This is a genomic window from Dyadobacter luteus (assembly GCF_003383615.1).
GTDB lineage: Bacteria > Bacteroidota > Bacteroidia > Cytophagales > Spirosomataceae > Dyadobacter > Dyadobacter luteus.
In genome coordinates this window covers 13,026-25,830 of record NZ_QNUL01000024.1, presented here as the reverse complement: position 1 = coordinate 25,830, position 12,805 = coordinate 13,026, and the positions used below count along the sequence as shown (strand labels likewise).

Genomic DNA, 12,805 nt, shown 5'->3' with positions numbered 1-12,805 from the left:
ATGAAAATGAAATCACTACTACTTTCTGCAATGCTGATGCTGGCAGCTTCTGTAAGCTTCGCACAGTCGCCCGAAGACCAGCCCTATGTAAGCAAATCATTTAATAATAAGTCTTTGAACTCAGTAACAGTGGAAACCTCGGGCGGTTCCATTACAGTACAAGGAGCGCAAAAGGATGGATTCGTGGTGGATATGTTTGTTCGTCCGAATAACTGGAACGGGAAAAATCAATTGACAAAAGAGGAAATTGAAGACCGTCTGGAAGATTATGATATTCTGATCGGCACAGAAGGCAACAAAGTAGTAGCTACTGCAAAAAGAAAAAATGGTACCAAATGGGATAACCAGAAAAGTATTTCAATAAGCTTTAAAATAGCTGCTCCCCGCAGCACCTCCACAAATCTGAAAACAAGTGGCGGGAGTATCCGTATCGCTTCTCTGACCGGTGATCAAAATTTTGCGACCAGTGGGGGAAGTTTGAAAGTAGATGATCTGGAGGGGAATATTACTGGTAAAACTTCGGGTGGGAGTATAGAAGTGAGCAATTGCCGCAAAGTAATTGAGCTCACAACCAGCGGAGGGAGCATTCGTGCTAATGATCTGAACGGAAAGGTAAATCTGACAACTTCCGGCGGTAGCATTTCTCTGCTTAAACTGGAAGGTGAAATAGCTGCTCGTACAAGCGGTGGAAGTGTGAAAGGTGACGATATCAAAGGATCGCTGAATGCAGGAACATCCGGCGGTTCGGTGAAGCTGGCAAATGTATCAGGAAGTTTGAAGGCCAGCACCAGTGCAGGAAGTGTAGAGGTTGCTATTGTCAAACTGGGGCAATATCTGGATCTTAGTACCTCAGCAGGAAGTATTCGTGTAAGTATGCCTTTGGAGTCGGGACTTGATCTTAATTTGAAAGGAAATAAAGTTTCGATTCCTTTGAAAAATTTTGATGGTCATGTAGAGAAAAACAAAGTGAACGGCAAGATCAACGGAGGAGGGGTTCCGGTTACGTTGTCTGCAAGCTCTGGTAATGTATATGTAAATCAGTAAGCTATTAAGCCTGACTATTTCGAACGATTCTTACGGATCGTGAAAGGTATTTCCAAATCGGAAATGCCTTTTTTTATTTCTATAACTGTTGGTAACAAAAAATATATACATTTGTATATTAAGTCTATAAAATAAGTAGATTTAATGATGGCGACGTATTTTCAACCATTCTCTAACACATTTTAATGCAACTAAATTTTACTCAAAAAATGATACTGGCTGTATTTCTGGGATTTACCAGCCAGGCATCGTATGCTATTTCCGAAAATTGGCTTGTAGAACCGGCGCGTCAGGTACGTAGCGGAAAGGCGCTGGAGGAGATCATAGGAAAAGTTACCGACAAGGCTACCGGACAGGGATTGCCTGGCGTCAATGTTTTGATCAAAGGCTCCAATACAGGAACCATTACAGATGTTGATGGCAATTTCAGGTTATCTGTTACCTCAGACCGGGCCGTGCTCGTGTTTTCGTTTATTGGTTACGTGAGTCAGGAGGTGTCCGCAGCCGGCTCTCTGCAGATTCAACTTGAACCAGATGTAAGCAGTCTGAATGAGATTGTAGTTGTTGGTTACGGAACCCAGAACAAGCGTGATATTACCGGCTCTGTGGGTTCACTTTCAGCTAAAAATATCAAAGACATTCCGGTTACCAATTTCGAGAACGCGATTCAGGGGCAGATTGCGGGAGTACAGGTTCAGGAGCCTAGCGGTGAACCCGGCGCGGGCACTACGATTCGTGTACGCGGACTTGGATCCATTTCGGGAGGAACAGAACCTCTGTATGTTATTGACGGTTTTCCGATTTCCAAAAATGTGGATGCCGGCGTACAGGGTGATATATCACGCCGTACAGTTGCTTTTGCCTTACCTCCTTCGAATCCGCTCGGGAATATCAATCCCAATGATATTGAGTCCATCGAGGTATTGAAAGATGCTTCTGCTGCTGCCATTTACGGATCGCGTGGATCGAATGGGGTAGTGCTGATCACAACCAAAAAAGGTAAAAGAGATAAAAAGCCGGTGATTGGTTTTGACGCTTACTTCGGTGTACAGCAAGTGGCAAGAAAAGTGGATCTGATGAATGCCGCCCAGCTGGGAGCGTATGTAAAAGATGCTAAAAATAATGCTTATGTGCAGGATGTTGTTGGAGCAAATGCCAACGATAACAATGCAACGCGTTATACAAAAACCACTAATACTGCCTATTACATTCCGGATGATTTTGCTAATCCTGACGGAACGGATGTCGATTGGCAGGATTTGATCTTCCGTTCTGCGCCGGTGCAAAGCTACAATGTGTCATTAGCTGGTGGTGGCGAGAATGTGAGTTACTATGTATCCGGGGGATATTACAATCAGCGTGGTATTGTAGCCAAAAGTGGTATTGAAAGGTATACTTTCCGGGTGAATCTGGAAGCCAACGCTACAAAGAAGCTAAAATTTGGTTTAGGACTGAGCCCTTCATTCAGTAATCTGGATCGCTCACCGGCGGGTGCTCCCTACTTTGCTGATCCTCCCGGGATCGTATATTCTGCCCTGGTAACTTCACCTACCGTTCGGCCGTATAATGCGGATGGTACCATTAACCAAAGAGACAATCAGTCACATTTATATACAGAAGACGGAAGAGCGGCAAGTATGACAGAGGCAAGCAATCCCCTGGCTATTGTTGAAGGAGTAACTGATAAACTGACTCAATTCAGAACCCTGGGGAATGTCTTCGGAGAGTACGAGCTACTTCCCGGACTGAAATATAAGCTTTACACCGGTATTGATGTCAACAATTACAACCGCAATTTTTACAGAGGAAATTCATTGCTTTTCCGTCAGGCAACGGTGGGTGATCCGTATGGGCAGTCCAATTTTTCTTTGAACTACAACTGGTTGATTGAAAATACATTGTCATACGATAAAACAATCGGAGCAAACCATGCCATTTCGGCCGTAGCGGGTTACAGTGCTCAAAAGGACAGAATCGATAACAATCAGGTGTTTGCACAAAAGTTTCCTGATGATCTTGTAGAAACGGTGAGTGGAGGACAAGTAACAGCAGGCACTTCCACACGCGAGGAGTGGTCGTTGGTGTCGTATCTGGCCCGGGCTAATTATGCTTTTCAGAACAAATATCTGCTTACTGCGACTATTCGGGCTGATAAATCCTCTCGCTTTGGAGATGGCAACAAAACAGGTGTATTTCCTTCCCTTTCTGCAGGATGGCGTATATCGGAAGAAGCTTTTCTGAAACCGGTCACTTTTGTGAGCGACTTTAAAGTCAGAGGAAGCTGGGGTAAAACGGGTAACTTCCTGATTCCGAATTATGCCTCTATTGGTTTGCTGAATCCATATAATTATGTGATCGGAGGCAATGTAGTGAATGGCATTGCTCCGCAAACGATCAGCAATAACAGGCTCACCTGGGAGAAAACGACACAGCTTGATCTGGGTGTTGATTTAGGTATTATCAAAGACAGGGTTTATTTCTCTTTTGACTGGTACAGAAAAGTGACTTCTGATCTTTTACTCAATGTGCAGGTACCTGCAGCGGTTGGTTTCCTGAATGCGTTGCAGAACATTGGAGAAGTGGAAAACAAGGGTATTGAGCTGACAATCAATAGCCGAAACGTTACCGGTGCATTCTCATGGTCTACAGATTTTAACTTTTCTACGAACAAAAACAAAGTGCTGAAACTGGGTCCCACAGGCGATCCTATTCTCAGCTCAGGCGGAGCTGGTATTCGCCATATCACAAGAATTGGTGATGCGATTGGAAGTTACTACGGATATATGGTGGAGGGGATTTATCAGACACAAAGTGATATTGATAATGCGCCGAAGGATGAAGTTGCGCCGAAGCCGCGACCGGGAGATTTTCGATTTAAAGATGTGAACGGAGATGGAAAAATCAATGCGGACGACAGAACCGTAACAGGGAATTACCAGCCTGACTTTATCTACGGGATCACGAACCGTTTTTCTTACAAAGGAATTGATTTCAGTTTTCTTATTCAGGGTGTGCAGGGATCAGAAATATTGAACCTGACACGTCGCCATCTCGCCAATGGAGAAGCCGGAACGAACTCCTATACGGTTACATTGGATCGCTGGATTTCCGCAGAACAGCCGGGTAATGGAAAGGTGCCAAGAGCCGACCGGCTTACAGATACACATGGCAACAACAACAGGCCATCTTCGTATCAGGTGGAAGACGGATCGTACATCAGGCTGCGGAATATTGCATTGGGTTACAACTTCCCGAAGAGATTGTTAGGGAGCCGAATTCAGACTTTACGTGCTTACGCCACCGCAACCAACTTGTTTACCAGCACAAAGTATGTCGGTTATAACCCTGAGGTAAATAACCAGACTGGTTTATCGGGTGTGCAAGGCGAGGATTATGGAGCATATCCGCTCGCCAAAACATTCACTTTCGGTTTGAACGTGACATTCTAAATCAACTTTGTCTGTCTTCCAGACTTTTAATATGTAGATTATGAAATTGAATAAAACACTTATACAATTATCTTTTTCACTCGCAGGAGCCGTAACACTGCTTTCCTGCGGTGAAGGTTTTACAGACCTGAGCCCCATTTCTCAGCGAAATGTAAATCAGTTTTACAACACAGCAAGTGACCTAAATACTGCTATCAATGCTGCCTATAAGGTGTTGCAGGCCAATGGAACCTACAACCAGAGTTATTGGATTACACAGGAAATGAGATCTGATAATACCGATCAGGGAAGTGACGGTACTGGTCTTGGTGCTGAACTTACAGTGATTGATAATTTTACGGAGAATGCAACAAGCGAGTTCATTACAGCCGCCTATACGGATTCCTTTCTGGGAGTTGCAAGAAGCAATATTGTACTAAGCCGGATAGACGGCGTTTCCATAGCAGAAACGGATCGGGAAAGGATCAGGGGAGAGGCGTTGTTTTTACGTTCACTTTTCTTCTACAATCTGGCTGTTTCCTTCGGCAATATTCCGCTGCCGCTTACGGAGGCAAAGTCAGCGGAGGAAGGAAAAGCGTTGCCTCAGGTACCGGCTTCGGAAGTTTACAAACAACTCATTCCGGATCTGATCAAGGCTGAAGAGGGATTGCCTATCAAGTATGATGCAGCCAATGTCGGGCGTGCTACCAAAGGGGCGGCGGCTACACTTTTAGCCAAAGTATATCTCACGGCTGGTGATAAGAAATCTGCTGAGACAGTATTGCGCAGAATTATAGCTAACTACGGCTATTCACTTTTGCCCAATTATGCCAATTTGTGGGGACTTGCCAATAAAAACAATGCAGAGTCTATTTTCGAAGTGCAATTTAAAGGGGGAGGAACCGGGACAGGTAACGCGTTTACCAATGCTTTTTCTCCAACTCTAAAGCATACGACAGGTTCTTATCGTAACCGGCCTACCCAGGATGTGCTCAAAGCTTACGAACCGGGAGATGACCGTTTCCTGAAATCCATGGATACAAGTTATGTAAATGCACAGGGTGTATTGCAGACAAACACAAGGAATGATGCACGTTACGTTACCAAATTTGGCAGAGAGAATGCATTTGACGAAGCAGACGCGTCATACAATTTTGTGGTGTTCCGTTATGCTGATGTGCTGCTGCTGCTGGCCGAAGCATTGGGAGAGGGGGCCGAGGCTTATGGATATATCAATCAGGTAAGGGCAAGGGCCAAACTGGCTCCACTGAGTGCCGCCAGCTCCGGAACTTTTGCTCAAAAATTATTACATGAAAGAAGAGTTGAGTTGGCATTTGAAAATCACCGTTGGGCAGATTTGTTACGTTTTGGGGTAGCAAAGGAAACTTTACAGGCTCAGGGTAAAACAATTCGTTCGCTGTATTTGATTCCGCAGCGAGAGTTGGACATAAACAGGTCTTACAAGCAAAACTGATTTTTGGATATAAGCTCTTAGCTGTGAGGCGGATAATACGCAGATAGTATAATTTTACGCAAAACACTAACATCCTGCTCTTCCATAGAAAAGCAGGATGTTAGTGTTTTTAGTGGTAGTTAAAAATAGTTAAATCAGGTAGTTAAGTTGAAAATGAAGCTGGTAAAAAATTACTTTTGAATAAATGTATTTTGTTATAATTATTCAACCTCTCTGAGGTTGTTGTACAGTCAAGGGCAGGTAGATACCGGGTTTTACCCGGCGTTATTCATATTGAAACCCTCCGGGTTTCCGATGATGAAGAAGCCAGTAGAGGCATCAACATGAGTAACCTGAGAATGAAATCCGGGTTGAAAAATATAGCATTGAGATCCTAACGGAAAACAGAAGCCTGTAGGGCTTCAATATGACTCCCCCCGGGTACCACCCGGGGGTGTAAAATGATCACCATACATCCCCCAACCCTGAAAGGGTTGAATATTCATGAGTGCGTATGTTCAAAAACTATATCAAAATCGCCTTGCGGAATCTCCGTTTGAACCGTACCTACACGATCCTGAACATCCTCGGACTTGGAATGGGAATGGCTTGTGCTACACTGATATTCGTATTCCTGCAACACCATCTGAGCACCGACAGGCATCAACCTGACTTTGACAGGACCTATCGAGTGGTTTTAAATCTTTTGCTGGATGAAGGAATAGAAAACGGAATAGATTCTTCTGTGCCTTTTGCGGCATCTTTGGCGCAGGATTATGCTCAGATTGAAAGGGTGGGTTTTATCAGGAAAAATCCTAATTCTACTGTGTCAACCAATGAGGGAAACGTGGTTAAGCGCTTCATAGAAAAGGATAATGTCGTGTTTGCCAATCAGGATTTTATGGAAATGTTTCGCTTTGGCTGGCTTGGGAAGAATGCAGCCGTTTCCATGAATGAACCTGGTACTGCCGTAATCTCTGAGAGTATTGCTGTTAAGTACTTCGGGACAAAAGACGTGATTGGAAAAACGCTGAAACTTGGCAATGCTGTTAATCTGCGAATTTCGGGAATTGTGAAAGAACAGCACTTACCAACCGACATCAATTACAGTATTTATATTTCTCTTCCTACGCTCAAATTACTGGAGCCAGATTATGAAATGGATAATTTCGGCTGGCTTAGTGCAAGAAATCTCTCGTATGTACGCCTTGCAAGGGATACAGATGCAGGCGTGGTTGAAAATGAAATCAAAAAGAATGGAGGTAAATATTATGGTGAGACAGCCAAATATTACGATCATAGACTGCAACCGCTCGCAGCTATTCATTTTGATGAACGATACGATGGTAAAATCAGGATGTCGGTTATATGGATTTTGGGTGGTGTAGGAGTGTTTTTATTGGTGATTGCCTGTATCAATTTTATCAATATGGCCACAGCGCAGGCTCTGAAACGGGCAAAGGAAATCGGCGTAAGAAAGGTACTTGGGAGTACGCAGCGCCAGCTTTTTTTTCAGTTTATGAGTGAAACAGCTGCAGTAACCCTGGGAGCGGCAGTTTTGGCACTCTTATTGGTTGCGATGCTGTTGCCTGTTCTCAACAATTGGGCTCATACAGAGGCATTCCATTTGACGATCTTGTTTGATATTCAATTTCTGTTGTTCGTAATCTTTGCCATTTTATTGGTGATACTCTTGGCCGGTTTCTATCCTTCGGTCATTATTTCAGGTTTTAATCCTGTCGCCGCGATGAAAAATAAGATGAGTGCAAGGCAATCAGGAGGTATTGGTTTACGAAAATCGTTGGTAGTATTTCAACTTGTGATAGCTCAGGTGCTGGTAATCGGAACGGTTGTACTTGTATTGCAACTCGACTATTTTCAGAATGCGGATCTGGGTTTTGACAAAAATGCAGTGATTACCATCTCTCTGCCGAAAATGAACCCCGAACAAAGTGCAAGACATTCATTGAAAAACGATTTGCTTCAATATCCTGCAGTAAGTTCTGTAGCCTGGCAATATGAGGCACCCTCATCGCAGATGGGTTATGGAGGGTCGGTCAGGTTTGACAATAAAGTGGAGTGGGAGAAATTTGTAATCCGGGATCGTTTTGGCGATAGTGGTTACATCCCAACGTATAAAATGAAGTTGTTGGCAGGCAGGAATATAACCGGTAGAGATTCTGTTACTGAGTTTATTGTGAATGAAGAACTGATGCTGAAGTTGGGTATAAGCGATCCGGAACAAATGCTTGGTCGGTCACTTGAAGATGGAAATAGTGGATTGAAAGGGGAGATTGTTGGAGTTGTAAAGAGTTTTCATTTGAAATCGTTGCAGGTGGCAAAAGAGCCTTGTGTCATTTTTGCCCATCCTAAATTATACAAGCAGGTGGCTGTGAGACTGGATTCCAAAAATCTGGCTGAAACTATTGCTACTTTATCAGCTGTTTGGCGAAAGAATTTTCCGGATGAGGTATTCAGTTACGAGTTTGTAGATGAGCAGGTTGCGAAATTTTACGAAAAAGAACAGCAGCTGACTTCCCTGATTCGCGCCTTTGCCGTCGTAGCAATTGTGATCTGTTGTCTGGGACTGTACGGAATGGTGAATTTTATGGTGGAGCAGAGAATCAAAGAGATCGGTGTTCGGAAGGTACTCGGTGCCGGAATAGACAGTATCACCCTGCTGTTTGGAAAAGAATTTATGGCGCTTGTAGTGTTTGCTTTTGTTGTAGCTGCACCCGTTGCCTGGTATCTGATGGCCCGCTGGCTGAATAGCTTTGCCTATCGCATAACGTTTGAATGGTGGATTGCTGCCTCCGGCGGAATTTTGATTTTGTTGATCACCCTGGCAACGGTCGGGTACAGAGTGGTGAAAGCAGCGATGATGGATCCTGTGAAGAGTTTGAGGGTGGAGTAGGTTTTTAGATTTTCAACGCAGAGTTGAAATTGAGTTGGCGCAGAGTTGCACAGAGTTTTTTAATATTTTCTTAGTGGGACTCAGCATCAAAACGGTACTGTCAATCTGAGTTTATCGAAGGGCATGCCAGAATTATCACTAAATCTGTAATATACCGGATATTAACTTCGCTCAGCGAAACGCTGTATGTAACTTTTATGTACTTAAATCAGAAACCCTAAACTTTGAAAATTTCAAATAGGGAATGTTACTCACTTCCAATAAACTCCTTTATTATATCGTATTTTGATATTAATATTTCCGCCAGATTTTTGTTGCGCAGTTCCCTGTTCTTAGCCAGATGATTTTTGGTGGTGAGGAAAATAGATTCAGCAATCTTACAAAATCATCGTCTAATGTAATGATAGCGTCGAATTCGTTGTTACGAGCAAACATGAAGATTTCATGATCATTGGTATTCAACAGACCTAGTTGGCTGACGTGTTGAATGCCCTTGAAATGATCTTGAATAATCGGAAGTACCCTATGAGAAATGTTTTGATCAATGAGAAGCCTCATGCTGCTACATCGTAAAATATTTTCTTCTGCTGATTGGCTGAAAATTCTAATGAGACCAGAATATCCTCTTTGGTGAGCTCCGGGAAATCAAATAATATCTCCTCAACAGACATTCCCGATGCTAACCAGCGTAATATATCCTCAACGGTAATACGCATACCTCTGATACACGGTTTTCCACTTCTTTTACCGTCCTCAATGCTGATGATGTTTTTATATATGTACATATTGTAATTGATCGGTTGATCAACAAAAATAAACAATTTTAATCCAAGTAAAGCTACCGGGATTTGTTGAAAACAGATAACAGCGTTTTCAACGCAGAGTTAAAATTGAGTTAGCGCTGAGTTACACAGAGTTTTTTAATATTTTCTTAGTGAAGTTCAGAAAATATTAAAGGCGCTGTCACCCTGAGCTCGTCGAAGGGCATTTTGGGATTACAATTAGAGCTATAATATACCGGATGTTAACTTCGCTCAGCGAAACCCGGCGTATAACTCCTATACCTTAGCGTTTTAATAATTGTTTCTCTGCATTTAAGGCCACTCAGCTCAGCCTCACTGAAAACAGATCCTTCGATTTTACATAGATCCAGGTAACTACAGCTAGAGTCATTACTCCTCCCATCATCACGGAAGGAACCGTTCCAAAAGCTTTTGCAAGGACACCAGATTCGAAAGCTCCCAATTCGTTGGATGAGCTGACAAAAATCCCGTTTACCGCCGCCACACGTCCACGCATTTCTTCGGGTGGATATATCTGCAAGATGGTTTGTCTGATAATGACACTGACGCTGTCACACACTCCTGTGAAGAAGAGTGCGGCGCATGAAAGCATGAAGTTGGTGGAAATGGCAAAGAGAATGGTAAATAACCCAAATCCGGCAACCGAGATCAGCATGTTACGCCAGGCATTATGGGTTGCAGGAAAATAAGCCATTCCCAGCATCGTAAGCAATGCGCCTGTTGACGGTGCAGCTCTCAACAACCCTAATCCTTCGGGACCCACTTTGAGAATATCTTCAGCAAATACTGGCAAAAGAGCAACTACACCACCGAACAATACGGAAAATAAATCGAGAGAAATGGCATATAAAACAATTCTTGTTCTGAAGACAAAACGGAATCCTTCCTTCAGGCTTTCAATGATAGGTGTTGTAATTTTGACAATCTCAGGTCTGGTTTTGATCATACCCAGCAGAAACCAGCAAACCACAAAGTTTACAATCACTATCAGCAACGTATTCTGAAAACCTGCAAAGGCATAGAGAAATCCTGCAATCGCAGGACCTGTGATTGCTCCTGCCTGGCGGAATGAGCCGCTCCATGTAGATGAGTTGGCATAAAACTGTCTTGGCACAAGATACGGTTTAAGAGAGCTGGATGCCGGGGAATAAAACCCTTTGGCAAAACCAATTAACCCGAAAACGCCGTATATGGCTGCAAGATGTTGAAATTCAGTAAGGGAATTATAAATGCCCGGTTGAAAAAGTGTATACAGAATCACTGATCCGAGAATGATCACCACTATACTGATATGCATAACGCTGATCTTATTTTTTTGATCTGCAATGTATCCGCCCAATAGGGATGTGATGATAAATGGTATTGCTTCTGCCAGTCCGATCAGGCCTAGTGCCAGCGGATCGTGCGTCATCTTGTAAAGCTCGTAACCAACAATGACTTCCTGTATCAGAATAGTAGCAGCAAACAGGAAAGTATTGGAAACGTAAAACCGGAAATCAGAGAAACGCAGAGAAGCGTAAGGATCTTGTGAATTAACTTTCTTCAAATTGATATTGTGCAGTGTTCATAATGCGAACAAGTACTGGATGATAATACGTTCGGCGATGGTTGAAAATTAATATGAGTTGTTGTTTTTGTTCATTTATAAGGTTGAAAACAAGGTTTTACATTTCGTTTACATTGTTTTACAGGCGGTTGACAAGGTTTGAAATTGCGTGATTTACATTTGATCCAATTCGTAACTCATTCAAAAAACTACAGCTCATGAGAAATCTGTTGGTCAAAATCACTTGTCTTTTTGTTGTCCTGCTCTCCTTTTCCGTTTCGAATGGTTTGCCCAAAAATGGTGTGAAGACTACATCGTTGCTACTGAATGGACAGAAAGTATCTTCCGATATGTTTTCGTGGGTAACCAGGGGACGACTAAGTGTTGGGCTGGATGCCGGAGATGCGGTCCCATTCTACATTTACCTGAAGCGCGAAGGCAGGATTGTCAATGCAGAAGCGTATGCACATAACCATGCTGTTCAGGAATATGAGATGGCTGAAATACTGAAATTCGCGAAAGACGGAGATCAGATTGTTGTTGATCTGGCCGGTCAGTTGAATAATTCTGACAGAAAAATCATTGTCGTGAAGCAGAAACGGTTCATTCCTGACCTTTATATGTGGCTGGGGTTGAGCAAGAATAAAAATGATGGATGTTAAATGATTAAATTCGTTGGTTAAATTATCCCGTCGGTTCTGGTATATGTTCAAAATTGTGATGTTTCTGAAAATGGCTTTGAGGGCTATCGTTTTAGCTCTGACAATTTTATGTGCGTATACAACCGATAGTGCTGCAAGTAACGATGGTATACGATTTGCTGAAAGTGTAAACCTTGCCATGCGGCGGGCCGTTCATCAGTTAAAATTACAAAACGGAGATTCTCTGTCCACTGTTAAAGCTGTAAAGCAAACCGATGCCACATCTTTTTCAATAGAATTGGATCAGGTTTTTGATTATGCTGAGCTACCGCAACTATTGCAGCAGTCTTTCGATTTGCATAAAATCGAAAAACCCTATAATGTATCCATCCTGAATTGCAGAAGTGATGAAATCATACTCGGTTACAGCTATCTTGATTTAGCAAATAAAGACGGCATTCCATGTGCCGGCAGAACAAAAGAGCCAGGCTGTTATGTATTAAAAGTAAGTTTTACTCCTGAAGAAAAAGCTGTAGCCTCGCCGGGAAACTGGTGGCTGATACCTGCAGGGATTTTACTTTCAGTGCTGGGATTTGTAGTATTGCGCAGGTCAGGTAAGTCGGAACTGATTGCTTCAAAAACAGACGATGCGATCAGTGATTCCAGGATCAACTTTGGGGAATCTCAGCTTGATATAACTAATCTTGTGCTATACAGCTGTGAAAAAAAACACAACCTTACTTACCGGGAAGCAAAGCTTTTACACCTTTTTGTCAGTCATAAGAACCAGATAATGGAAAGAGATTTTATTCTGAAATCTGTCTGGGAGGATGAAGGTATTACCGTTGGAAGAAGTGTTGATGTATTTGTCTCCCGCCTCAGGAAATTGCTTTCAGAAGATACCACACTGAAAATCGCTGCCGTACATGGCATAGGTTATCGGATGGAAATTTCTGTCTGATGAGATCTCGCATGT

General features: G+C 42.9%; 9 protein-coding genes. 6 read left to right on the top strand and 3 right to left on the bottom strand.

The features are described 5' to 3' along the window. The first annotated feature begins 6 nt into the window (after nucleotides 1-6). From DSL64_RS22345 to DSL64_RS22330, 4 genes are all read left to right on the top strand, one after another. Entirely contained in the window at nucleotides 7-1,044 is a 1,038-nt protein-coding gene (locus DSL64_RS22345; RefSeq protein WP_310587868.1) for a DUF4097 family beta strand repeat-containing protein, read from the top strand. Between the two features lie 185 nt (nucleotides 1,045-1,229). Next, entirely contained in the window at nucleotides 1,230-4,493 is a 3,264-nt protein-coding gene (locus DSL64_RS22340; RefSeq protein WP_115833167.1) for a SusC/RagA family TonB-linked outer membrane protein, read from the top strand. 40 nt (nucleotides 4,494-4,533) lie between these two features. Further along, complete coding sequence (locus DSL64_RS22335; protein ID WP_115833166.1) at nucleotides 4,534-5,946, top strand: RagB/SusD family nutrient uptake outer membrane protein; 1,413 nt, start codon at nucleotides 4,534-4,536, stop codon at nucleotides 5,944-5,946. 493 nt (nucleotides 5,947-6,439) lie between these two features. Next, nucleotides 6,440-8,839, top strand: coding sequence for an ABC transporter permease (locus DSL64_RS22330; RefSeq protein WP_115833165.1), 2,400 nt, complete (start codon nucleotides 6,440-6,442; stop codon nucleotides 8,837-8,839). A gap of 291 nt (nucleotides 8,840-9,130) precedes the next feature. Here DSL64_RS22330 and DSL64_RS29595 read toward each other — a convergent pair whose 3' ends face one another. The 3 genes from DSL64_RS29595 to DSL64_RS22315 all read right to left on the bottom strand — a co-directional run bounded on the left by DSL64_RS29595 (nucleotide 9,131) and on the right by DSL64_RS22315 (nucleotide 11,188). Continuing rightward, a complete protein-coding gene (locus DSL64_RS29595; RefSeq protein WP_115833164.1) occupies nucleotides 9,131-9,397 on the bottom strand; it encodes a DUF5615 family PIN-like protein in 267 nt (88 codons plus the stop codon). Further along, nucleotides 9,394-9,624, bottom strand: a complete 231-nt coding sequence (locus tag DSL64_RS22320; protein ID WP_115833218.1) for a DUF433 domain-containing protein — start codon at nucleotides 9,622-9,624, stop codon at nucleotides 9,394-9,396. The genes DSL64_RS29595 and DSL64_RS22320 overlap by 4 nt, the downstream gene beginning before the upstream one ends. 319 nt (nucleotides 9,625-9,943) lie before the next feature. Then, a complete protein-coding gene (locus DSL64_RS22315; RefSeq protein WP_115833163.1) occupies nucleotides 9,944-11,188 on the bottom strand; it encodes an MFS transporter in 1,245 nt (414 codons plus the stop codon). Between the two features lie 218 nt (nucleotides 11,189-11,406). Here DSL64_RS22315 and DSL64_RS22310 point away from each other — a divergent pair, with 218 nt between their 5' ends. Together DSL64_RS22310 and DSL64_RS22305 are read left to right on the top strand one after the other, a co-directional pair. Next, complete coding sequence (locus DSL64_RS22310) at nucleotides 11,407-11,850, top strand: hypothetical protein (protein WP_115833162.1); 444 nt, start codon at nucleotides 11,407-11,409, stop codon at nucleotides 11,848-11,850. A 13-nt stretch (nucleotides 11,851-11,863) separates the two neighbouring features. Then, nucleotides 11,864-12,790, top strand: coding sequence for a DNA-binding response regulator (locus DSL64_RS22305; RefSeq protein ID WP_158547970.1), 927 nt, complete (start codon nucleotides 11,864-11,866; stop codon nucleotides 12,788-12,790). The last annotated feature ends 15 nt before the right edge of the window (nucleotides 12,791-12,805 follow it).